This is a genomic window from Methylogaea oryzae, assembly GCF_019669985.1.
In the GTDB taxonomy this organism is placed as follows: Bacteria; Pseudomonadota; Gammaproteobacteria; order Methylococcales; family Methylococcaceae; genus Methylogaea; species Methylogaea oryzae.
This window is the reverse complement of record NZ_AP019782.1, coordinates 3622113-3645371: the sequence shown is the minus strand read 5'-3', so window position 1 is coordinate 3645371 and position 23259 is coordinate 3622113. Positions and strand designations below refer to the sequence as shown.

Annotated in this window: 22 protein-coding genes; 9 read left to right on the top strand and 13 right to left on the bottom strand. The window is 61.4% G+C overall.

The window, feature by feature from the left end; genetic code table 11:
• Positions 1-10: 10 nt before the first annotated feature.
• The 6 genes from K5607_RS16205 to K5607_RS16180 form a co-directional block, all read right to left on the bottom strand.
• Positions 11-844 (bottom strand): hypothetical protein, encoded by an 834-nt coding sequence (locus tag K5607_RS16205; protein ID WP_221047627.1) that lies wholly within the window; start codon positions 842-844, stop codon positions 11-13.
• 167 nt (positions 845-1011) lie between these two features.
• The gene (locus K5607_RS16200; RefSeq protein ID WP_221047626.1) at positions 1012-5340 is read right to left on the bottom strand and encodes a G8 domain-containing protein; all 4329 of its coding nucleotides are present in this window, start codon (positions 5338-5340) and stop codon (positions 1012-1014) included.
• A gap of 49 nt (positions 5341-5389) precedes the next feature.
• Positions 5390-5896: a hypothetical protein gene (locus K5607_RS16195; RefSeq protein WP_156302360.1), complete on the bottom strand. Its 507-nt coding sequence runs from the start codon at positions 5894-5896 to the stop codon at positions 5390-5392.
• Positions 5897-6106: 210 nt separating this feature from the next.
• Complete coding sequence (locus K5607_RS16190; protein WP_162232333.1) at positions 6107-6481, bottom strand: hypothetical protein; 375 nt, start codon at positions 6479-6481, stop codon at positions 6107-6109.
• A 474-nt stretch (positions 6482-6955) separates the two neighbouring features.
• Positions 6956-7468, bottom strand: coding sequence for a hypothetical protein (locus K5607_RS16185; RefSeq protein ID WP_156302359.1), 513 nt, complete (start codon positions 7466-7468; stop codon positions 6956-6958).
• Entirely contained in the window at positions 7458-8387 is a 930-nt protein-coding gene (locus K5607_RS16180; protein ID WP_156302358.1) for a hypothetical protein, read from the bottom strand. The genes K5607_RS16185 and K5607_RS16180 overlap by 11 nt, the downstream gene beginning before the upstream one ends.
• 336 nt (positions 8388-8723) lie before the next feature.
• On the opposite strand from K5607_RS16180, the gene K5607_RS16175 reads away from it, so the two are divergent.
• The 3 genes from K5607_RS16175 to K5607_RS16165 all read left to right on the top strand — a co-directional run bounded on the left by K5607_RS16175 (position 8724) and on the right by K5607_RS16165 (position 11346).
• Positions 8724-10622, top strand: coding sequence for a DCC1-like thiol-disulfide oxidoreductase family protein (locus K5607_RS16175; protein WP_054773233.1), 1899 nt, complete (start codon positions 8724-8726; stop codon positions 10620-10622).
• Between the two features lie 201 nt (positions 10623-10823).
• Positions 10824-10994 (top strand): hypothetical protein, encoded by a 171-nt coding sequence (locus tag K5607_RS16170; RefSeq protein WP_173586032.1) that lies wholly within the window; start codon positions 10824-10826, stop codon positions 10992-10994.
• 61 nt (positions 10995-11055) lie between these two features.
• The gene (locus K5607_RS16165) at positions 11056-11346 is read left to right on the top strand and encodes a sll1863 family stress response protein (protein ID WP_054773232.1); all 291 of its coding nucleotides are present in this window, start codon (positions 11056-11058) and stop codon (positions 11344-11346) included.
• Here K5607_RS16165 and cmoB read toward each other — a convergent pair whose 3' ends face one another.
• Complete coding sequence (gene cmoB, locus K5607_RS16160) at positions 11347-12324, bottom strand: tRNA 5-methoxyuridine(34)/uridine 5-oxyacetic acid(34) synthase CmoB (RefSeq protein ID WP_221047625.1); 978 nt, start codon at positions 12322-12324, stop codon at positions 11347-11349.
• Entirely contained in the window at positions 12321-13055 is a 735-nt protein-coding gene (gene cmoA, locus K5607_RS16155; RefSeq protein WP_054774166.1) for a carboxy-S-adenosyl-L-methionine synthase CmoA, read from the bottom strand. The genes cmoB and cmoA overlap by 4 nt, the downstream gene beginning before the upstream one ends.
• Positions 13056-13196: 141 nt before the next feature.
• Between cmoA and hemF the strand changes: the two genes are divergently transcribed.
• Positions 13197-14111: an oxygen-dependent coproporphyrinogen oxidase gene (hemF, locus tag K5607_RS16150; RefSeq protein ID WP_221047624.1), complete on the top strand. Its 915-nt coding sequence runs from the start codon at positions 13197-13199 to the stop codon at positions 14109-14111.
• 62 nt (positions 14112-14173) lie between these two features.
• Here the strand turns inward: hemF and K5607_RS16145 are convergent, their stop codons facing one another.
• A complete protein-coding gene (locus tag K5607_RS16145) occupies positions 14174-14833 on the bottom strand; it encodes an MlaC/ttg2D family ABC transporter substrate-binding protein (protein WP_246598898.1) in 660 nt (219 codons plus the stop codon).
• 150 nt (positions 14834-14983) lie between these two features.
• Between K5607_RS16145 and hemB the strand changes: the two genes are divergently transcribed.
• The 3 genes from hemB to aroE are packed head-to-tail and all read left to right on the top strand — an operon-like array spanning position 14984 to position 17446.
• A complete protein-coding gene (hemB, locus tag K5607_RS16140; protein WP_221047623.1) occupies positions 14984-15979 on the top strand; it encodes a porphobilinogen synthase in 996 nt (331 codons plus the stop codon).
• A 59-nt stretch (positions 15980-16038) separates the two neighbouring features.
• A complete protein-coding gene (locus tag K5607_RS16135; RefSeq protein WP_054774165.1) occupies positions 16039-16590 on the top strand; it encodes a hypothetical protein in 552 nt (183 codons plus the stop codon).
• Positions 16591-16612: 22 nt separating this feature from the next.
• Complete coding sequence (gene aroE, locus K5607_RS16130; protein ID WP_221047622.1) at positions 16613-17446, top strand: shikimate dehydrogenase; 834 nt, start codon at positions 16613-16615, stop codon at positions 17444-17446.
• On the opposite strand, the gene K5607_RS16125 is transcribed toward aroE, so the two are convergent.
• Positions 17443-17988: a gamma carbonic anhydrase family protein gene (locus K5607_RS16125; RefSeq protein WP_221047621.1), complete on the bottom strand. Its 546-nt coding sequence runs from the start codon at positions 17986-17988 to the stop codon at positions 17443-17445. The genes aroE and K5607_RS16125 overlap by 4 nt on opposite strands.
• 569 nt (positions 17989-18557) lie before the next feature.
• Between K5607_RS16125 and K5607_RS16120 the strand changes: the two genes are divergently transcribed.
• Positions 18558-18821, top strand: coding sequence for a hypothetical protein (locus tag K5607_RS16120; protein ID WP_054774433.1), 264 nt, complete (start codon positions 18558-18560; stop codon positions 18819-18821).
• Positions 18822-18839: 18 nt separating this feature from the next.
• Here the strand turns inward: K5607_RS16120 and K5607_RS16115 are convergent, their stop codons facing one another.
• Both K5607_RS16115 and uvrD read right to left on the bottom strand, forming a co-directional pair.
• The gene (locus K5607_RS16115; protein ID WP_221047620.1) at positions 18840-20141 is read right to left on the bottom strand and encodes a diguanylate cyclase; all 1302 of its coding nucleotides are present in this window, start codon (positions 20139-20141) and stop codon (positions 18840-18842) included.
• A gap of 82 nt (positions 20142-20223) precedes the next feature.
• The gene (gene uvrD / locus K5607_RS16110; RefSeq protein ID WP_221047619.1) at positions 20224-22386 is read right to left on the bottom strand and encodes a DNA helicase II; all 2163 of its coding nucleotides are present in this window, start codon (positions 22384-22386) and stop codon (positions 20224-20226) included.
• 84 nt (positions 22387-22470) lie between these two features.
• On the opposite strand from uvrD, the gene K5607_RS16105 reads away from it, so the two are divergent.
• Positions 22471-22719 (top strand): YgaP family membrane protein, encoded by a 249-nt coding sequence (locus K5607_RS16105; protein ID WP_054773845.1) that lies wholly within the window; start codon positions 22471-22473, stop codon positions 22717-22719.
• Positions 22720-22800: 81 nt separating this feature from the next.
• Here the strand turns inward: K5607_RS16105 and K5607_RS16100 are convergent, their stop codons facing one another.
• Positions 22801-23241, bottom strand: a complete 441-nt coding sequence (locus K5607_RS16100; protein WP_221047618.1) for an FxsA family protein — start codon at positions 23239-23241, stop codon at positions 22801-22803.
• Positions 23242-23259: the final 18 nt, after the last annotated feature.

Below are 23259 nucleotides of genomic sequence, written 5' to 3'. Positions count from 1 at the left end.
CGCGGCGGAGTTATCGCTCCGCGCATGCACGAGCGTTGCCGGTAATGTCCGCCTCCCGCAGCACCCGTTGCGCATCCCGCGGCAGCCTCAACGGCGGCAGCGGCAGCGCGGGAAGTATCCGGTAGCAGCCCTGGTTGCCCAGCTTGGGCTCGGAAGCGTAGACCCACGCCTGCGCCACCGGATCGCCCGGCGCTTGGTTGTCCCATTGCCCTTGGAACGAACTGCCCAGCGGCTGGCTGTCGTCGAACGCCAAGGGATAGCTGTACACCGCGCCGCGTTGCGTGCATGTCACCAACCGCACGGAAAAATCGCCGGCCGGCCAAAACCAGCCGGATTGCCGGCGGATGGGGCAACCGCACATCATGGTCACCTTGGCGCGGCAGCTCAATTGCGCTCCCTGCCACTGGGCCGCCACGGCGCTGATGCACAGTCCCGGAATCTCCACCACCAGACCTTCCGGATATTGCGGACCGATGCCGATGTCCACGCCCGGCAGCAGGGTGATGTCGGCCTGAACCACCCGCGCCTGGTCCGGGTGGCTCAAGGGACCCACCGCCAGCAAACGGAACACGGTCGGCTCGGCGATGTCCACGCTCAAGCGCACCCCCACCGTATCGCCGTCCGCCGCGAACGGCGCGCAACGGCTCACCGGCGCCATCAAATCGGCCGGCCCGGCGCTCTGCGGTGTGGCCGCCTCGGTCAAGCCGAACGCCGCCACCCGCTCCGCGGCCGGATCGAGCAGGAACGCCGCCGCGCTGTGGTGATGGGCGTTGGCCGCATCGGCGCCCAGGTATTTCCCGCCGCGGGCGGCGGGACGGATCAGCAGGGTTGTCGTTTGTTTCATCATCTCGTTTTGCTTCGTTTTCGCGCCGCAGCGGAGTCCTTCCGCCAAAGCCAAGCGCCGTGGGTTGGAAGTGGATGGTATTCGTTGCCGTTCACGCATCCGGCGCAATACGGCTACCCCTATTGCGCCTTACCTCATGGTCTTGCAAGCGGCAACCTGGCTTTCCCTCAGTGAGGAGGCGAAAAAGTGACCTGCGGTCCGAAGTCATAGCCGCTGCCTTGGCTCGTCACGGTCACCCCCGTCACCGATCCGTTGGCGATGGTGGCGACGGCCTGAGCCTGCATGCCGCTGGTAGGAGGGCCAATCGTAACCGTCGGCGGCGAGGTGTAACCGCTACCGGGATTGGTGACGATCACCTGCAGCACGATTCCCACCTCCATCACGGCACCTCCCTCAGCCGTCGTCTTACACAGGGAAGGGCCTAGCGGATAGGTGAAGCCTCCGGTTGGCGGATAGGCGCCTCTGGCGTTCACCGGAGACCAAGGCGGATTGGTCACGCAGTGGTAGCGGAAGTTTTCCGTCACCGGGAACGGCGCGCCCGATAGGGGGAGAAAGTCATAGGTGATTTGATTGCCGGCCGGGGGAGGTGTCCCGTCGATCGGCGCCAGGAAGGCCGGCAATGCCGAGCCGTCCGCGGGGGCGGTGGCCGGCACCGGCAGGCCGTTGGGTTGTTGCGCGGGCGTCCCGTAGACCAGTGTGTACTGGTTCCAGGCTTTATAGTCCTTACGCGTTATGGGTTTGGGCGGCGTGGACGCGGGCAATTGGGTCGGCGTCGTGGCCGTTGCGGTCGATAGGTCCACCAGGTAGGCCGCGCAGCCGGTTTCATGGCACACGAACAGATCGTTGCGCTGGGGCGTTCCGCCGCTGACCAGGCAAGAGGCGTCCAGCGCGGCTTGTACGCTGTTCCGATCGCTGAAGGCCTTGATTCCCTGAATCTGCGTCACGTAATCGCTGTATTTGGCGGCGTTGCAGGTGCCGAAGGGCGAATACTGCCTCTGCACCGGCTTGTCCTCGATCATGTAGAAATACAGCAGGCTGTTCGCGGTGTCGTAATAGAAGGTCTGGTTGGCTTTGAACGCCGCGATGTCCGACGGCTTCGGTTTCGCGATCCCCATCAGGGTCTTATAGGGCTGCTCGAAACTGGACCAGCTGGTCGCCGCCGGGATGGTCATCCCGCCGGCATACGGCGACACATTGTTCGCGCGATTTAAGCAATCCGTCCATTTCTGAGCCGCTGTGGCTTGGTTTTGGCTGAAGATGCCGTCGCAAGAATTGCCGGCGCCTCCCGGCCGGTGGTAGTGGGGCGGGTACGAGGAGGAGGAGCCTCCATAGAGTTGCCCGCCCCACTGGCGGCGAATCCGATGGACCTTGATGTTCGACGGCGTCGTCACCGGCTGGTACACCGCGATGCGATTGACGAAAAACTCGCCCGCCTTTTTCACCGCCGGGTCGGTGTAGCTGAAGACGAGCCGATCCTGGAAAGCCGTGGGCGTATAAGGCGGGTTGTGTTCCGTGCCTTGCAGGCCGTAGACCGTATATCCCATGCGGTCCATGACAAACGGTTCGTAGATCGGCAATTGGCCGCGACCGTTAAGAAACAGGCTCGGATAGTCCGCGTCGCCATAGGCCGGCATGTCCCGTTTGATCTCCACGCGAAAGCACGTGGGGATATACGGCGCACTGCTCGAGGGACAGCTTCCCGATCCGCCGTACGGCGCGTTGTGCACCGTTTCGATATTCAGCGTGGCGTACTTGTGCGGACTCATGAGGGAAGTCGCGCGGAAGTCGTTGGGGCCGCGGGAATGGGGCTCGTCCACGGTGAAATCGGTTGCGTAGAAATCCACGCTATTGAGCGAGATCGGGACCACGTTGGGATCGGAATTGCCGCCGCCGTCCACGACCCTCAACCCGCTCAACCGACTGTCCAGGTCGCGAATCACCGTCGTCTTGTCGCCGTCGTTGAAGGGGCCCATGTTGACCGCCTCCGTATACACCTGATGCTTGAAGTCCACGTTGTCCCAAAGGCTGTCGCGGATATATTGCGTCGGCGGAACGGTTTGCGCGTTGGACGTTTGCCAGCCGTTGGCCGCGTCGCCGGCGTAGCCTTGATATTGCGAAGACGGCGCGGCATTGGCGGCCGCCTGGGTCACGATGCCCTCGAGCTGGCCCTGTGTGGCGTAGGTCTGGATATTGGCGATGTCCGTTCGAGTCAGCAGCCGCGCCGCCGGATCGTTCGGATGGAGGCCGGTGGGATCGAAGCGGAAATTGACGAAGCGATTGTGCTCGATCCTGGCCGGGCCGTCGTAATAGCTGTAGCCCTGGATGTTGGTATTGGCGCTGGGATAGTTGCCCCAATCAAGACCGCTCACATCCGTGCATTCCGTTTGCCAGCTGCCGATGGCGCAGCCCGGATACCGCTCCACATTGTTCCTCGTCATGCCGGCGATGACGTTTTGATGGACGAGGCTCCAAAATCCGGGGTAGGTCCCTTCCGGTCCGCCCCCCACCAGCAGGGAGAATCCACGCAGGTTGGTGGCGAATCGATGGTTGTGCAGCGTGGCATACCAGTTACGGAACCAGGCGGCCTTGTTGCGCGAGCGGGTGATCGTATTGTCGGTCAGCAACAGCACAGGGGCGTGTTTCGCCTGGCCGGACAGCATGGGGTAAGGCTGTTGGGTGTTCCCCGTGGTGTCGTCGTTGTCGATCCCGTTGTAACAGCCGTGCACGCGATTGCCCGTGAATTCGGGATAGCCGGCGCCTTTCGCCGATCTCTGCGCCAACAGCCAATAACCTCGGCCTTTGCCTTGGCAACCGGCTACCGAATTGTTGACGAAGGCGTTGCCGAGATTGGTGATCCAAAAACCGCCGGGATGCGTCGAATCCACCGGGTTGCTGTTGGCGCCGGACGCGGAGGTGTCGGGAATATTGTCGATGGTGTACCAATCGGCGGCCCCATGGGCGCCTTGCAGATTGTCGCCGTCCCAATAAGTGCTGCCGTTCTGGCGCGGATAGGAATAGGTGGTATTTGCCGCCATGGTGCCGGCGACGTGGTTGCGGATGAACCGGTTGCCGGTGATGTCGGCGCCGTCCTCCAGGTAAAAGCCTTGGCCGACGGTGCGCACGCAGACGTTGTTGTAGAACTGGGCGCCGCCGCTGCCGTGCACGGTGAAGCACTTGTTGTAGCTGTGATGGATGCTGGCGTCCTGCACCAACACATTGCCGCCGCCGCCAAACAAATGGTGCAGGTGGACCGGGTAGCGGCCGACGAAAGGCTGGCCGAATTTTTCGATTTCCACGCCGACCAGCTGCACGCTGCCCGCGCCTTGCAGGGCCACCAAATGGCCGCCCATGAAATCGGCGTCCGCCACTGAGCTCAGCTTGATGTTGCGCGACAACAAGGCCACTTCCGCCCGCTCGTCGATGCCGTAATTGCGCTCCGGGCCGTCGTAAAAGCTCTTCGCCTGATGGCTCACGTCGATGGCCTTGGCGTCCTTGTCCGGCACGACTTTTTGCGTGGTGTTGGCGGGGAAAAAGCCCGGCGTCGGGGCGTTTCCGCCGTAGTGGTAATGCTTCAACGGCTGGCACAGGGTGAGCCGGCTGACGTTGGCGGGCAAGCCCAGGGTGGCGGCTTGCGGGTCGGGATTGGCGACCGAAGCGACGGCGCAAACCTGCACGATTTCCGTTTGGTGGGAGCTGAAGCTGGTGGTGGCGACGGAAATCCAGTCGTTGGCTTGCCAATCGACCGTGGTGGCCAGCGTCAAAGTGGTGTCCGGATTGCTCGACGGCACCGGGGCGCTGACGTTTTCGCCGTCGTTGTAGGACGCCGGCCCGGCCGGCGCGGCCAGGTAAGTCCAACTGGCGGTGCCGCTGGTGGTATTGATGAAGGCCGGGTTCTTGGCCGGATTGTTGCGGACGCCGTCCGGCGCGGCGGACAAGCCCTTGCCGCCGTAGAGCCGCAGTATGCCGCCGTTGGCGACGGTGATGTCCCTGGCGTTGGATTGGCTGACGATGGCGGAGCTCCCCGTGGCCGTCGTCGCCGCGCTGGCGGAGGCATTGCCGGCCATCACGATGGCGATTTGGCTTGTTACCGGCTTGCCCGCCCCGGCCTGCATGATGCCGCCGTCCTGGATACGGAAGGAACTGGCGTACAGCGTCATGGCCTGATCCTGGATGCTCAGCACGCCGCGCCGGCCGATCACCACCGGCAGCAGAGGGGCGGCGGCGGAAAACGCCGCGGCGTCTTGCGCGCCCACCGTCACGTTGCCGCAGGGCGTCGAAGCATCGACGATCAACGCCTGTACGGACGGATTGGCCTGGCTCGGCTTTTGGCAAGCGCCGTTCTTGAGCGCGTCCGTCAAACTCATGGGGTGAGGCAAAGCGAAGGCCGGGTCGGCGGCCGCGAGAGCCAGTGACAGCATCATCAGCCCCTTGGCGACGGCAAAGCCGATCGGTGTGTACGCGGCGCTGCGATGTTTCCCACGATTGCGGTGATGCATGATGTCCCCTTGGTTATTGTTATTGGTCCACGGTGTGATGGGTTGGGCGTCAATCGCCGCAAGCGGCGATGTCGCTGTCCTTGTCGCAAGGCAAAACCGCTTCCAGCTGCGACAGGCGGGAAACCACCGGCTTGCGGCACACCAGGCTGCTTTCTTTGTCCGGCTCGCCTTGCTGCGCCACGGTAACGCCCTCCTCCTGCACGGCCGGCTTTTCCTCGCCGTCGTAGCTGCTGAACAGGCTGTAACGGAACCCGCCGTTGGCGAACGACACCGCCGTCCGATCCACCTGGAAGCGGAAATAGTGCGCGTAGCGGAATTGCTCCAACGAACCCTCCCTGGCGGCCGGAAACGCCAGCTCGATTTTCCCCGGCCTGCCGAAACGGTATTGCAGATACCCCAGGTTTTTCTCCAACCGCCGGGAACCGCACAGCGACACCTGCTTGCCGCCCTTGCCCACCCCACAGGAAAACAGGATTTGCTCGCCGGATTCGCACAGGGAACCGGCGCCGAAGGCCAGCGCCGGCAGCAGCAGGAAAATCGGTAAAAGCATTTTCATGGGATGGTTTTTAGCCTTTTGGATAGGGAAGCGGTTTTTCTGCACCGCCGAATGCGATTCAGGACTGGGGAGCGTTTTTTCGGTTCCCGCGTTTCGAGCAATCCGACCCGTCGCCAGGCAAAGCCAAAATGTAGGGTGGGTTAGGCGCGCATTATCCCGAATATCTGTGACACAGACGCCTTTCCGCGCGCCGTAACCCACCTGTTGCGGTCAGCAGTTCAAATTCAGACGCTTGTTTCTTATATAAGCCAGCATGCCGAACACCAGAAAACCCAACCCGAAAGCCGACGAAATAAAGTCAAACCGGCCCCTTGTTGCGTATTGATAGATCGCGGCGGAGCAGAAAACTAGGCCAAAAAAGGAATACATCAGCACGGCGGTATGCGGTAGCTTGGACGTAACGCCGATGCTGTAAATCTGCTTGCTCTTATCCATTATGAGATTCAGCTCGCCCACCTCTTTTTCGCACGCTGGAGAACAGGCCAACCCCCTACCTGTATCTATGGAACACTCGACGCATACCGCCTTTTGACAAGCCTTGCAGACGCCGACAGCCGGCGCGGCGTTATGGGAAAAGCAATTCATGTCTAACTATCCTTAATAGTGAGTAGGGTGTGGTGAGCGATAGCGAACCGCATCAAAGCCACCGCGTCCTCGCGGAAACATTCAGGCTTCTTGAATCGCGAACGGTGCGGTTCGCCGACTCACCGGACCCTACGGCCCTACGAGAGGAACTAACACCGTGGAAATCGATAGTCATTCCAGTCGGCATCGAGAGACTTGAGAACCGACTCAGGGCTCTTCAGTTCACCGTCCAAGATGCCTCTTAGGAACGCACCTGTCAGCGAGATGCTCGACGGAAAGCATAGGTAAGGCCGATCTTGAAAGCGAACGTTCAAGCTAACCGGACCCGCCCTTCGCGGAGCTAGACCGGAGTCGCAAAACTACGCGTCAGCACGAGATCTAAGAAAGAACCAAAGGGCGGGGTCCGGTTCAGCATCTTGTTAGGTTTTCTATCTCATGAGAAGCATCAAGTCGTTAGCCAATCGGCTATGAAAATCACTTTCGGTTTTTTGCAATTATATCTCGGTATTGTGAGGCGATAATGAAGCCATTGAGTTGCATGGAAGCTGCAAATATTGATACGCAGAAAAATGAAAATCTCAATGACAAAGCAATATACGAGATCATTGCCTGCATTTCATCTTGGTAGTACGCGAGCTGGTAAACTGCTATTCCTTTTGTGGTTCTTTCCAAGATAACGAGTGCCACAATTAAGCCGCCATTACTGACAACCTCTCGCTTTAGAGATGAGAGTTGGTCTATGACGTTATTTAGTTTATCTCTCGGTACTTCATTTCTAAGCTCAACTAAATCCTTTGAAATGTTATCTACATAGGTAAACATTGCGACAGAAAGAGTGACTAGGAATGTCGCAACCACAAGGAAGGCTGAAAGCATTTCTTCGAATACTTGAGTCGATGCGCCATCAGAGAGCACTAACAAACCAAAGCAAATGCCAAAAGTTATTGCCACTAGAGCAATCAACTTTGCCAATTGCTTAGCGTTCACGGGGCTTGACGACCTCTGCATATACTGTCGCGATCATTTCTGCCTCTGGAGAGCTTATGAGGGAAGGCTCGTCCGCTTCATATAACTGCCTCTGAATGTTCTCAGGCGGAGTTTTTTCTTCTCCAATCGGAAGCGCAATGGTATCTATGTTTTCAGCGCTTGTATGCTTTTTCTTGCCGCCGCGTATGTTCTCGGTTGTTAAAGACCATGATCCCTCGCCTTCTTCGATGTACTCCAAGTAACTTCCTATGGGTTCAGAAGGTACGCGGAGTTTACCCGAATCGTTCTCAAGCTTTACAGCTACTTCGTCCTGCCCAAAAACAGACTTGAGGGCTGCTAGTGCCTCTCTAGCTCGCAGATTTGTCTCAAGAATGTTTGGGGAGATTAGATTTAATTCTAATTTATATATTTTAATATGGTTTGAAATCACTTTCCAAAAATGCTCTACTCTGGTTTTTCCTTCAACAAAAATCCTATGATTATAGTGCGCTAGAATCGGTTCACGTAGCCCGCTTTGTATCGCCCGAATTGTCTGTTCTGGGTTTCCAAATCGCCAGTCTTTTTTAACAAAAATATGTTGTGTTTCAATATCAAATATTGTGATTACTGGAACCCAGTCATCTTCTTCGGTCTCAATGATGTCTCCAGGGATTTTCTTTCCCATGTGGGCCTTTTTTAATTTCGCTATCTTGCCCAGGAAAAAACGAGAGCTAGGAAAGTTAAATCCTCTCGGAGGAATTGCTTCTGAAAATCCGACAAAGCTATATCTGACACCCCTAAGAATAAACTCTCGATCTTGATTGATCGCAACAAGAACCGCTTTTCCTTTTGGGTTTGGCATAGGTTCAACAATGGCTGAATGCTGCTGTTCTTTAATGAGTGAATATCTAAGGACTAAAAACTCTTTTGTATCAACCATGTAGAATTTTTATTCTGGGTCAGAATTTAAGGGTAGGTCCAGAGCCTAACAGTTTATTAAACAGAATCTGGTATATCAGTGCTACACGGAATCCGTATAGCACATTCGGTAACTTTGTTATCAAGAAACAATACGCATGGTGCCTTTGGGCGTGTGCCGGGATTGTAACCGGTCGCTCCGGTACGGTCTGTCGGTCTAGGCTTACAAAACTGTAAGCTCATGCTGACACGCGGCACCGTCAAAATCGCCATCCCGCCCCGCTTCGATTACCATTAGCCCCACAAAAATCAGGGGCGGGCCGTTCGGGCCGCCGAGTCAACCCACACGAAATCCGCCATGCATCAAGCGTTGAAGAATCTGGTCCGCTGGGGCCTTGCCAAGCAGGTGCCCGCTACCGGGCTGGGGCTGTTCCGTATTCTGTTCGGGCTGGTGGCCTTGCAGGAAATCCTGTTCGTCTTCTATTTCCGCCACCTGATTTTCGATCCGCTGCCCTATGTGGATCAGGCCTCGCCGGTGCTGCACCTGCTGTTGTTGGCCTGGGCGGCGGCGGCGTTGGCGTTGACTTTGGGTTATCGCACGCGGCTGGCGGCGGCGGTCGGTTACGCCTTTTGGGTGCTGTTCCCGGCTTTCACGCCCATGTGGCACGATTTCGACGGCGGTTTCGACCAGTTGATGGTGGGCAGCAGCCTGTTGTTGCTGTTTATTCCGGCGGAGCGGGCTTTGTCCCTGGACAATCTGCGGGCGCGCTTGGCGCGGCCGGTGTATGCGCCGGCGGCGGCCGAGCCGGCCACGGTGTCGGTGCTGTGCTATTTGCTGCCGGTGACCATGGCCCTGGCTTGCCTGTATTTCGACGCGGGCGTGCACAAGCTGTCGGCGCAGTTCTGGCGCAACGGCGTGGGCGCTTGGCTGCCGCCCAGCCATCCCTATTACATGAACGGTTGGGACTGGTCCTGGCTGTTGGACAACAAGGTTTTCGAGAAGGGCCTGGGTTACACCATCCTGGCGTTCCAGTTCGTTTTCCCGGCGCTGTTCTGGCACCGCCGCGCCCGTGTGCCGTTGATGGCGCTGGGGGCGACCTTCCACACCGGCATCATCATTACCCTCAACATTTACCCGTTCGGCTTCGCCATGCTGGTGCACTACCTGCTGCTGGTGCCGTTCCGCTGGTGGCGGGCTTTGGGTCGGGCGTACCGGGCGGCGCAGCCGCGCTTGGCGGTGTATTTCGACGAGGCCTGCCCGCTGTGCAACCGCACGGCCATCGTGGTGAACCATTTCGATGTGAAGCGGGCGGTGGAGTTCAAGGGCTTGCAGAGCCACGCCAAGGCTTGCCGCGCCCTGGACGGCATTCCCGAACGGGAGCTGCTCGCCGATCTGTACGCCGTGGACGGCCAAGGCCGGCTTTATCGCGGCCTGGATACCTACATCCGCATCCTGCGGGCCATGGGTTACGCGGCGCCGTTGGGCTGGCTGCTGAGCGTGCCGGGGATTTACCACCTGGCGGCGGCGGTTTACCGGCGGATTGCGGATGGGCGAGCGCGTTGCGATGCCGCTTGCCTGGTTCCCGCCGCGCAGCAGGGCGTCGATCCCTGGCGCTTGTTGGCCGATCGTTACCTGGGCGACGAGGGCCTGCGCGCCCGCCGTCTGGCCAAGTGCCTGATGCTGTTGGCGGTGTTGCAGCTCAACAGCACGGTGCATTACGGCATTTTGTACCGGCTCGGTATCAAGCCGGCCGAGGTGGAGGCGCTGGCGCCGCTGGCGTTGCTGAGCAATTCCCTGCTCACTTTCTCCCACGCCGTGGCGGGCATCACGCCCCATGCGCTGTACATGCACGACCATTTCGAGGGCTTCGAACACATTTTCGCCATCACCTACCGGGACAAGGACGGCAAGGAGCAATGGCTGCCTTTCGTCAACGAGGAGGGCCGCATCGTGGCGCCCAACTGGGGCCGCATCCAGTGCATGTGGGCCAACGTGGCGCTGACGCCCCATTTGAAGGCCGAGCGGCTGGAAAAATTCCTGCGCAAAGTCACCGCCTATTTCGGCCCGCAGGTGGGGCTGGACACCGACGACGCGGTGTTTACCCTCAAGTTTAAGCACGCCACCGTGCCCAACGACTGGCAGCCGGGCCTGCGCAACCGCAACCTGGCCGAGCCCTGGCGCGACATCGGCACGCTGGTGTGGAAAAACGGCATGATGCGCATGGAGCTGCCGGGGGTGGATGTGGAGAAGCTTTGAGCGCTGCCATCTCTGCATAGCGCTACAAAGGCCGGCATTCGAGTTCCCTCTTCCTCCGGGAGAGGGTTAGGGTGAGGGAATATAAAAAGCCGCGGCTATTCCCCCCTTATCCCAACTTCCTCCCTGAGGGAGAAGGGGCCCGGACAGCAAGCGTTGGCTTTTGTCATACTTGCCGCCGGGCCGTTACAGCAGGAGGATCCAATGCACGTCTTCACCCGCGTTTTACTCTGCGTCCTGCTGCTGGCCATCCACTATTTCCTGCTGTTCCTGCCGGTGAGCGAATTGTTCATCGTCTACATCCTGCTGTTCAACCCGCGCTGGTTCCGCAGTTTCCTCGACAAGACCGCGCCGAGGGAAAACAACAACGACTAGCCCCTTCTGCTACTGTTAGGCATGCGGCCCGCGCCGCCATTGACCCTGAGGAGAATGCGCCATGAGCAGCAAACACGCTTTTGTCGAACAGCTGAAAAGCCGGTTGGACGAATGGGACGACGACTTGGCCCAGTTGGAAGCCCAGATGCACGAAGCCGAGGAGGAGCTGAAAATCGCTTTCGAAGAGCGCTTGGCCCTCTTGCGGCAACAGCGCGGCGAAGCGGCGGCCAAGCTGGAGCACTTGCAGCAGGCCGCCGACGAAGCTTGGGAAGATTTGAAAGAAGGCGCGGAAAGCGCCTGGGTCAGCATCCGGGCGGCCATTGACAAGGCGCGGCAGGAGTTCAAAGACTGATTAAGGCTTTTCCGCCAGGAAAACCGCCCGCGTCGGCGCCGGCAGGCCTTCGCAGGTCAGCTCCGGATTGGCGGGGTCGAGGAAGTCGGCCAGGGAATGGAAGCGCATCCAGTCGGTGCTGCGCTGCTCGTCGGTGCTGGTGCGGCATAGGTCAACCAGGCGCACCTCACGGTAGCCGCAGCGCTTCAGCCAGCTTTCCAGGGTGGCGCAAGAAGGGATGAACCAAACGTTGCGCATCTTGGCGTAGCGCCCTTCCGGCACCAGCACTTGGCCCAGACCGCCGTCGATCACCAAGGTCTCCAGCACCAATTCGCCGCCGGGTTTCAGGCAGCCTTTCAACTCCAGCAAGTGGTCCATGGGCGAGCGGCGGTGATAGAGCACGCCCATGGAAAACACCGTGTCGAAGGCTTGCAAATCGGGCGGCACGTCGTCGATGCCCAAGGGCAGCACGTCCACCGGGTAGTCGCCGGCGAAGTGCTTGACGGCCAGGAACTGCATGACGCTGAGCAGGGTGGGGTCGATGCCGATCACCCGCCGCGCCCCCGCTCCCAGCATGCGCCAGCAGTGGTAGCCGCTGCCGCAGCCTACGTCCAGCACCAGGCGCTTGTCGAGCGGCGCGATGTGGTCGGCCAGGCGCTGCCATTTCCAGTCGGAGCGCCATTCCGTGTCGATGGGGATGCCGTGGATGTCGTAGGGTCCCTTGCGCCAGGGATGGAGCTGGCGCAAGGCTTGCTCGATGGCGCTGCGCTGCGCTTCGTCGCAGTCGCCGGGGGCGCCGATGCGCAGGGCGTCGGCGTTGAGGTCCACGGAACTCGCCGCGATGGCGGGCAGACTGTCCAGAACCTCTTGCCAGCGCGGCAGGTCGCCGTGGCCGTCGGCGGTCAGCGCCGCTTGCAGCTGCTCTGGCAGGCTGTCCAGCCAGGGGCGCAGGGCGGCTTCACCGGCCAGGGCCGCGAGCAGCGTAGCGTAGCCGCTCATTTCAGGGCGATCAGGGAAGCGAAGTTGAAGTATTGGAACCACGGCTCGCAACTGGCGAAACCTGCCTGCAACAGGCGGCTGCGGTGTTGCTCCAGGGTTTCCGGCACCAGGACGTTTTCCAGCGCGGTGCGTTTCTGGCTGATTTCCAGTTCCGAATAGCCTTGGGAGCGCTTGAAGGCGTGGTGCATGTCGGTGTGCAAGGCTTGCTGGCGGGGATCGTCGAAGGCCAGCTTCTCGGAGATGATCAATGCGCCGCCGGGCTTCAATCCTTGGTAAATCCGCTCCATCAGCGGCAGGCGTTCGGCGACGGGCAAAAATTGCAGGGTGAAGTTGAGCACCACCAGGGAGGCGTTTTCCACCGGCACCTCGCGGATGTCGGCACACAGCAGTTCCACCGGCACCAGGGCCTGATCCCGCGCCAACAGTTCGCGGCAGCGCTCCACCATGGCCGTGGCATTGTCCACGGCGACGATGCGGCAGCCCGGCTGGCGGATGCCGTGGCGCATGGCCAGGGTGGCCCCGCCCAGGGAGCAGCCCAGGTCGTAGCAAACACTGTCCGGCTGGGCGAAGCGATCCGCCAGCAGGCCAATGGCGGACAGGATGGCGCCGTAGCCGGGCACGGAGCGGCGGATCATGTCGGGGAAAACTTCCGCCACCCGTTCGTCGAAAGCGAAGCCGGCGACGCTGGCGATGGGGTCGGCGTAAAGGGTGTCGCGGGGAGGAATGTTCATGGCGCGGGGCGAGTCTGTGAGCGGCGTATTTTACCGGAAGCGGGGCCGCCTGAGCCGGCTTAGTCCCTTCTTTGCAAGCGGGCGGCTTTGTGTTTTTATACCAACAGGAAATTCGCCACAAAAACTACAAGGTATTGCGCCATGAACGCCCCCGATATCGAAGCCGTCAAAGCCTATCTGCTGCAATTGCAGGACAATATTTGTCGTTCCCTGGAAGGGGAAGAGCCGGAAGCTCGTTTCCTGGAGGAGTTGTGGCAATACGAGGGCGGCGGTGGTGGCCGCACGCGGGTATTATCCGGTGGCCAAACCTTCGAGCAAGGCGGCGTCAATTTTTCCCATGTAATCGGCAAGAACCTGCCCGCCGCCGCCACCCAGCACCGTCCCGAGCTGGCAGGCCGCTCGTTCCAGGCGGTGGGCGTGTCCCTGGTGATCCATCCGCGCAATCCCTACGTGCCCACTTCCCACGCCAATGTGCGCTTTTTCCTGGCGGAAAAGGAAGGGGAGGCGCCGGTGTGGTGGTTCGGCGGCGGCTTCGACCTGACCCCTTATTATCCTTTCGAGGAAGACGTGCTGCACTGGCATAACGCGTCGCGGGACGCCTGCAAGGACTTTGGCGACGATGTCTATCCCCGCTTCAAGCAGTGGTGCGACGAGTATTTCTTCCTCAAGCACCGCAACGAAACCCGCGGCGTGGGCGGCTTGTTCTTCGACGATCTCAACGAGTGGGGCTTCGAGCGCAGCTTCGCCTTCCAGCGCAGCGTGGGCGACCATTACATCCCCGCCTACCTGCCCATCGTGCAGAAACGCAAAAACACACCCTACGGCGAACGGGAGCGGGAATTCCAGCTCTACCGCCGCGGCCGCTACGTGGAATTCAACCTGATTTACGACCGGGGCACCATCTTCGGCCTGCAATCGGGAGGGCGCACCGAGTCCATCCTCATGTCCCTGCCGCCGGTGGCCCATTGGCGCTACAACTGGAAACCGGAACCCGGCACTCCGGAAGCGAACCTCTACGACAACTACCTCAAGCCGCGCAACTGGCTGGGCCTATAAAAAAATCGGGGCGCCTAGGCGCCCCGAATTCTTTTTGCGGAAGCGGCTTTCGCCTGCCGCTATCAGCCTTTGATGGCTTCCTTGGTCGGCTGCTTCAGCGCTGCGCTGTTGCGTTCGGCCAGACGGTTGATGACGCCGTCCAGGCTGCCGCTTTGGGCGATTTCCTGGCCGAAGCTGGTGCGGTAGTTTTGCAACAGGCTGACGCCCTCGATGAGGATGTCGTAGACCTTCCACTCGCCGCCCACGTTGGCCATGCGGTAGTCCACCGCCGTCGGCGCCGCGCCGGGCTGGAGAATTTCGGTTTTCACCACCACCTTGTCTTCTTCCGGCTCCATCTTCAGGGGCAGGTAGCGGATGGTCCAATCGGCGTATTCGGTGAATGCCGTGGCGTAGGTGCGAACCAGCAGCGTTTTGAATTCCTGCCGGAAGCGCTCTTTCTGGGCGTCGTTGGCGGTTTTCCAATACTTGCCCAACACCAGGGCGGATACCCGGTTGAAATCCACGTGCGGGTCGATGGTTTTATCGACGAACTGGGTAGCCTTGAGGAAGTCCTGCTTGTACTCGTCCTGCTGCAGGTTTTTTTGCAGCGTGTCGGAGGTATCCTGGATCACCAACTGCGGTGCCAGCAACTGGTCCGCTTGCGCCGCGGACAGGCTAAGGCCCAGCATCAGGCACAACAGCAACCGCCAGAAAGCGATTGTCAGGGGGCGGTTCAGCTTCATTTCTTGCGTACTCCTGTGGCGAAATTCGTTGCTTTTATCATAACCTGGAGGCATGCGATAAACCACTATCTTGTCGATTGCACCGACTAGGTACAATATGGCCCATGACAACAGCGCCCCAACATTATGCAAGACACCCTAAATAATACCATGAGTTACCCGGCTATTCGCCCGCGCCGCATGCGTCGGGACGCTTTCAGCAGGCGTTTGATGCGGGAAAACGCGCTATCCGCCGACGACTTGATCTATCCCTTGTTCGTGCTGGAGGGCGAGAATCGCCGCGAAGCGGTTGGTTCCATGCCCGGTGTCGAGCGCCTGAGCATCGATTTGCTGCTGCGCGAGGCGGAGGAGGCGCACCGGCTGGGCGTCCCGGCCGTCGCTTTGTTCCCCGTGACTGCGCCGGAGGGCAAAAGCGAGGACGGCCGCGAGGCCTTCAATCCCGACGGCTTGGCGCAACGGGCCGTGCGTGCCTTGAAAAAGGCCCTGCCGGAGTTGGGCGTCATCACCGACGTGGCGTTGGATCCTTTCACCACCCACGGCCAAGACGGTTTGATCGACGCCGACGGCTATGTGCTCAACGATGCCACGGTGGAAGTGCTGGTCAAGCAAGCGCTGTCCCACGCCGAGGCCGGCGCCGACGTGGTCGCGCCCTCGGACATGATGGACGGCCGCGTCGGCGCCATTCGCCGGGCGTTGGAACAGGCCGGCCACGTCAACACGCGCATTCTGGCTTATTCCGCCAAATACGCTTCCAGTTTTTACGGCCCGTTCCGCGATGCGGTGGGGTCCGCCGCCAATTTGGGCGGGGGCAACAAATACAGCTATCAGATGGATCCGGCCAATTCCGACGAAGCCCTGCGGGAAGTGGCGTTGGACATCGCCGAAGGCGCCGACATGGTCATGGTCAAGCCGGGCATGCCCTATTTGGATATCGTCTACCGGGTCAAACAGCAGTACGGCATGCCTACCTTCGTTTATCAGGTCAGCGGCGAATACGCCATGCTGAAGGCCGCTGCGCAGAATGGGTGGCTGGACGAGCGCAAAACGGTGCTGGAGTCTTTGCTGGCCTTCAAGCGCGCCGGCGCCGACGGCGTCTTGACCTATTTCGCCAAGGACGTGGCGCGCTGGCTGCGGGAGCAGCCCTGACCGGCCGACGTCTTAACCGACAATTTCAGCGGAATCCGTAAATTGACGAGGAGGAAACCATGAGCGAACCGGGCAACACGGCCAAGGGCGACGTTCCGCTGGGCGTCGCCGTCGACGAGATCGTATTGATCGTTCTGATCGTCATGTGCCTGCTGGGGGTGGGGTTCACTCACTTCGCGCCGCAGGAGTCCTTCATGTACTGGCTGATCATGATTTTCGTGTTCGGCATCGCCGCCATGATTTCCGCCTGGGGACAAGCCAAGGTAAAGGGCCATGTGCGCGGGCAATTGCTCAAGGACCTCCTGTTCCAGCAATGCCTGCACTGGCTCGGCTCCCTGGTCACCGTGCTGGGCGTGTTCGTCATGCTGCAAGCCGGTCGCATGGGCACGGAAACCGCAGGCTTGGTGATTTTGCTGATTTTGGCCCTTGCCACTTTCCTCGACGGCATCCGCATCGGCTGGCGTTACAGCCTGGCCGGCATCTACCTGGCCATCACGGCGGTGGTGGCCACCGTGGTGAAAAACTTCATGCCCTTGCTCATCGTCGCCGGCGTCATCGTCGTTGCGGGGACGCTGTATTGGGAAAAGCGCCGCCTGGGCCGCTTGCCGTAGCCAACCGATTTCCGCCCCGACTATGAAACAACCCGACCGTTACGCCGTATTCGGCCATCCCATCGGCCACAGTAAGTCGCCGCGCATCCACGGCCTGTTCGCCCGGCAAACCGGCCAGGATTTGGAGTATTCCGCCCTGGACGTGCCGGCGGAAGACTTCGACGGCGCATTGGACGGCTTCCTGCGCCAGGGCGGGCAGGGACTGAATTGCACCATCCCCCTGAAGGAGCTGGCTTGGCGCCGCGCCGACCGTTGCAGCGAGCGCGCCCGGCGCGCCAAGGCGGTCAACACCTTGAAGCGGGAAGCGGACGGCAGCTTGTCCGGCGACAACACCGACGGCGTGGGCTTGGTGCGCGATTTGTGCGGCAATCTCGGCCTGGACTTGGCCGGCAAGCGCGTGCTGCTGCTGGGCGCGGGCGGCGCCAGCCGCGGCATCTTGCAGCCCCTCTTGGCGGAGCGGCCCCACAGCCTGGTGATCGCCAACCGCACGGTGGACAAGGGAGAGCAGCTGGCCGGCGAATTCACCGAGCTGGGAGCGGTGTCCGCCTGCGGATTCGCCGATCTGGCCGGACGGCGGTTCGACATCATTCTCAACGCCACCGCGGCCAGCCTGCAGGGCGACTTGCCGCCCCTGCCGGAAGACATATTGGCGCCGGGCGGCGCTTGCTACGATCTGGCTTACGGCACCAGCCCGACGGCGTTCGTCCTGTGGGGCCGGGCGCATGGGGCGGCGGTCAGCGCCGACGGCCTGGGCATGCTGGTGGAGCAGGCGGCCGAAGCGTTTTTCATCTGGCGCGGCGTGCGGCCCGACACCGCGCCGGTGATTCGCCTGCTGAGCGAGGAGCGGGGGTTTTAAGACGCCGAGCCCTGGTGCTTCAGGTGTTCGTCCTTCAGGTGCACGTAGTGCTGGGCCGAATAGCGCAAAAACTGTTTTTCCTCTTCCTTCAGGGGCCGTGCCTGCCTGGCCGGCGCGCCGACGTATAAATGGCCGCTTTCCAAGCGCTTGCCCGGCGGCACCAGCGCGCCGGCGCCCAGCATCACTTCGTCTTCGATCACCGCGCCGTCCATCACCAAGGCGCCGATGCCGATCAGGCAGTAGTCGCCCACGGTGCAGCCGTGCAGCACGGCTTTGTGGCCGACGGTGACGCCGCGGCCGATTTTCAGCGGATAGCTGCCGTTGGAATAGGGGCTGTGGTGGCTGACGTGCAGCACGCTGCCGTCTTGGATGTTGGTGGCCTCGCCGATGTCGATGCGCTCCACGTCGCCCCGCACCACGGCGGTGGGCCAAATGGACACATGGTTGCCCAAGTGCACGTCGCCGATCACCACGGCGCTGTCGTCCACATAATTCAGCTGACCCAGGCTGGGCCGTTTGTCGCCGAAAGCTCGAATGGTCACGACGGTGTCCTCCTCAATGGCTGTTGGGGCGGTCGCCCCTATGGAAAGAAACTTTTCTCCGGTCGGAACCATTGCGCTGGTTAGCGGTCTGATTCAACGTGCGCCGGGACCGGCGCAAGCCACTCCTCACCATCCCCCTTGGAGTGGCTACCTAAAACCGGCACTCTGCCGGCTTTGCGACTCCGAAGCTCTCTCCCTCTTTAGCTTCGGAGTTTTTTTTGTCCCGCGATTCGCCAAACGCCGGCTGGGGCTTGCCCGCCGCAAATCGCGCGGCATTCTGCCGGATTCGGCGTATAGCGTCCAGGCGACGGGGCAACGCCGCGCCTCGCCAGGCCGATTTCCCCTCGCGCGGGAAACGCGCGGCGCCTTAGGCTCCCCAAGGAAAACATAGCGATGTAATATCGGTCCCACAAAAACTTGGGATATCCGCCATGAGCCCTAACAGTACGACGACACACGCGCCGGCGGCACACGCCGCGCCGCATCCGGCGCCCCACGCGGAACATCACGGCCGCCCATCGGCGGAAGCCGGCGGGCACGGCGAGGGACAGCCACCCACATCGCGATCCATGAGCACCAAGGAATTGCTGATTTTCGTGGTGGCGCTGTTTTTTGTTTGGTCGATCGGGGTGGCCGAGGGTGTCGTCATCCACATCCTCTACCAAATCGGCGGCACGTACACCGCCAGAATCGATGAGTTGGAAAAGAAAATCGAGCAGTGCAAGGCGGCCAGCCAAGCATCGGCTCTGACACCTATGCCGGCGCCAGCGCCAGCGCCCGCTCCAGCCCAAACCAACAGCGGCAGCGCCATCGACAGCGTGAGCGGGCAGTAGTCCGTTTGGGGCGAGGCGCTAGGCCTGCTCCGGCTGCGCAAGCGCCTCCGGCGGGCTCTCCTCCGCCGTCACCACCCGGTTGCGTCCCGCCGCTTTGGCGCGGTACAGGGCTAGGTCGGCGCGTTTGAGCAGCTCCGACGAGTCGTCGGAGTCCTCCGCCAGTTCGGCCACGCCGATGGAAACCGTCACCGGCGGCAGCGCTTCCCCGTCCCGGTTGCTCAGGGGCACGGCGCTTACGGCTTCACGCAGCTTGTCCATGCGCAGAAACGCCTCCTTCGCCCCGGCGCCGGGGATGATGACGGCCAGTTCCTCGCCGCCGTAACGGCAGACGATGTCGCTGGTTCTCACGTTTTCCCTGATCGACCGGCCGACTTGCCGCAGCACTTCATCCCCGGCGTCGTGTCCGTGTTCGTCGTTGAAGCGTTTGAAGTGGTCGATATCGATCATCACCAGCGACAGCGGCGCGTCCACGCGGTGGGCCCGATGAATTTGGCGGGTCAGCGCTTCTTCCATATAACGGCGGTTGAACAGGCCGGTGAGCGCGTCGTGGGTCGCTTGCTCGTACAGTTCGCGGTTGCGGGCCTCGGCGATATCGTGCGCGACCCGCATGCGGCTGACGCGCCGCGAGACGCCGCCGATCGCCAGGATGCCGATCAGCCACATCACGCCGTGGGAAAGGCCGATGTAAAGCACGAGGGTGCCCTCGCCTTCCCGCAGGGGCTCCAAGGGCACAGAGGCGTTGATGCCGCCACGGACGCCGCCCACGGGAATGCGGGTCCAGGCATGGCAGGTCTGGCAGGATTCTTCCATCAGCAAGGGCTTCATCAAGCGCAGGTAGGACTTTCCCGCCAGGGAATAGACCGTGGACACATCGCTGAGATTGCCCGCGTCGAAGCCTTCCAGAGCCTTTCGCTCCCAGGCGTCCGGGGCATTGGCGGGATTTTTCAGTTTCAGCGCGGTCATGTGGCCGTATACGCCGTATTTCTCCGTGAAGCGGCTGTGCACTTCGCGGGTGATGTACGCCGGGTTCATCAGGGTGAGGCGGAGGCCGTCGGTCGTGACGACGTCGCGCTGAGCGACGTCCAGGTAGGGGTTGGGCTGGGTTTCCGGACCGGTGCGCACATACACGCCGCCGTGCGACGAAGCCCAAAGGCGTAGCTCTATGTCCTTGTCGATGAAGGCCTGGGCTTGAATGCGGGCGATGCGCAGCACTTCCCGGTCTTGTTGCAGGATATTGAGGAACAGGGACGCCGCCAGCAGCAGCGTCCACAACAGGCCCATGCTCCAGATCGAGCGTTGGTTGGCGCTAATCGAATTCATTTATCACGCGGCAAAGTTTTTCAGCGGACTGGCCGCTGCGGCTGATTTCATCATCCCCGGGGGCGCTAACCGCGCCAGGCCTTCACGCCGTTTGCAAGTTGGCGTAAGCCAGCATCAACCATTTGGTGCCGGCATCGCGGAAGTTCACCTGCACGCGGGCTTGCGCGCCGTCGCCTTCCACTTGCAGCACCACGCCCTCGCCGAATTTGGCGTGGTTGACGCGCTGGCCCAGTTTCAAGCCGGCGCTGGCGGCGGTTTCCCTGGCGATGTTGGCGGGCGCGGCCGGTTGCGCCAGGGGGCGAGCGCTGGTGCTGCCCATGCGCACTTCCTGCACGTGCTCGGGGGGGATTTCCCGCACGAAACGGGAGGGGTGGGGATAGAGGTCTTTACCGTACCAGCGGCGCTGTTCGGCATGGCTCATCACCAGCCGCTTGCGGGCGCGGGTGACGCCCACGTAGGCCAGACGGCGCTCTTCCTCCAGGCGGGCCGGGTCCTCGAAGGATTGTTGGCTGGGAAACAGCCCTTCTTCCATGCCGACCATGAACACCAGCGGGAATTCCAGGCCCTTGGCCGAATGCAGGGTCATGAGTTGCACGGCGTCGTCGCCGGAGTTGGCTTGGTTGTCGCCGGCCTCCAGCGCCGCATGGGCGAGGAACTGGTCCAGTTCCGCCAGGTTGGGGTCTTCCGGCACGAACTGGCGGCAGGCGCTGATGAGTTCTTCCAGGTTTTCCAGCCGGGTTTCGCCTTGGTCCTTTTCTTTTTTATGGTGCTCGATCAGGCCGCTGCGGTGGATGACGAAATGCGCTTGATCGGCCAAGCGGTCGCCGTGGCAGGCGGCGGCCAGTTCCTCGATCAAGTTCAAAAAGCCCTGTACCGCGTTGCGGGCGCGGCCGGGCAGTTCGCCCCGTTCGCATAGGCCTTGGGCGGCCTGCCACAAACTGCTTTGCTCCTGACGTGCCTGGTCGCGGATCAAGTCCACCGTGCGTTCGCCGATGCCGCGAACCGGCAGGTTGATGACCCGTTCGAAGGAGGGATCGTCGCTGCGGTTGGCGATCAGGCGCAAATAGGCCAGGGCGTTCTTGATTTCGGCGCGCTCGAAGAAGCGCAAGCCGCCGTAGACCCGGTAGGGGATGCCCTGCATCATCAACCGTTCTTCGAAGAGGCGCGACTGGGCGTTGGAGCGGTAGAGGATGGCCGCGTCGCTGCGCCGGCCGCCTTCCGCCACCCACTGGCGGATGCGGTCGATGACGAAATAGGCTTCGTCCTGCTCGTTGAAGGCGGCGTAGAGGGAAATGGGTTCGCCCTTGCCGTCCTCGGTCCACAGGGTCTTGCCCAAGCGGCCTTCGTTGTTGGCGATGAGGGCGTTGGCGGCGGCCAGGATGTTGCCCGTGGAGCGGTAGTTTTGCTCCAGCCGCACCAGGCTGTGGCGCGGGTGGTCTTTCTGGAAGCGCTGGATGTTCTCCACCTTGGCGCCGCGCCAGCCATAGATGGACTGGTCGTCGTCGCCCACCACGAATAGGTTGTTCTGGCCTTCGGTGAGCAAGCGCAGCCAGGCGTACTGGATGGTGTTGGTGTCCTGGAACTCGTCCACCAGCACGTGGCGGAAACGCTCGCGGTAGTGGGCCAAGAGGTCCGGCTGGTCGCGCAGGATTTCGTGGCAGCGCAGCAGCAGCTCGGCGAAATCCACCAGGCCGGCCCGTTGGCAGGCTTCCTCGTAAGCCTGGTAGATGCGCTGCATCTGTTTTTGGAACGGATCGTAGCTGTCGCCCAAATGGCCGGCGCGGCGGCCTTCGTCCTTTTGCGCGTTGATGAACCACAGCGCCTGCTTGGGCGGCCAACGGGAGTCGTCGATTTCCATGGACTTCATCAGGCGCTTGACCAGGCGCAGCTGGTCGTCCGTATCGAGGATCTGGAAGCCTTCGGGCAAGCCGGCTTCGCGCCAGTGGCGGCGCAACAATCGATGGGCCAAACCGTGGAACGTGCCGATCCACAGGCCGGCGGCGGGCAGTTGCAGCAGGCTTTCCACCCGGCTGCGCATTTCGCCGGCGGCTTTGTTGGTGAAGGTCACCGACAGCAGGCTGTGAGGCGATACGCCTTCCACCCGGATCAGCCAGGCGATGCGGTGCACGAGTACGCGTGTCTTGCCGCTGCCCGCGCCGGCCAGAACGAGGGCGGCGCCTTGGGGGGCGGTGACGGCTTCCCGCTGGGCGGGGTTTAAGGAATCGACGAGTTCGGTAATATCCATAAACCCTATCTTATCGGAACAGGCTTGCGCAATTGGGGCTGCGGCTGCACAATCGGGAGGCTAACCCAGCATGAGGAGTAAATTATGGCTTTCGATCTCAAGTCGTTCGACATCAAGAAATTCGACTATAAAAAGATAAAGTATGAAGTCAACGTCGGTAGCCGCGATCAGCAGATCCGCTACGGCGCCGGCTGCGCGGCGTTGTTGATTTCGCTGTTCCTGGGCAACGTGTTTCTGTTGGTCATCGGCTGCGGCCTGGTGGCTTCCGCCTATGTCCGTTGGTGCCCGGCTTATTCCGCCCTGGAGCAGAACACGCTGGACGAGAAAAAATAAAGCCGGCTTCCCCGTCGCGCTTTACTGAAAAATGTTCAGTCTCGCTCCAAGTCCATGGCATAGGGATATGCCATGGCGGGCTTAATCGCCTTCCTTGCGGTATTCCCCTTCGATCACATCGCCTTTCGACGACGGCCGCCATGCGCCGGCCATGGCTTCCTTCAGCCAGCCCCGCGCTAGCACGTAATTCGCCAGCCAGCGGCGGCTTTGCGGCATCAGGCAGACCAAGCCGGCGATGTCGGTGAGGAACCCCGGCGTTAGCAGCAGAATGCCCCCCACCAGCACCAGCGGCCCCTCCACCAGTTCCATGGTGGGCAGCTCGCCGCGCGCCAGGGTATTTTGCAAACGCAGCCAAGTCGCCAGTCCCTCGGTGTGGAACAGATAGGCGCCCCAAACGCCGGTGCCGATCACCAGCAGCACGGTGGGGAACACGCCGATCAGCCCGCCGGCCTGCACCAGCAGGAATATTTCCACCACCGGCACGGACAGCAGGGCGATAAGAGCGATACGGAAGATGTTCATGGCAGGGGCACGCTGGAT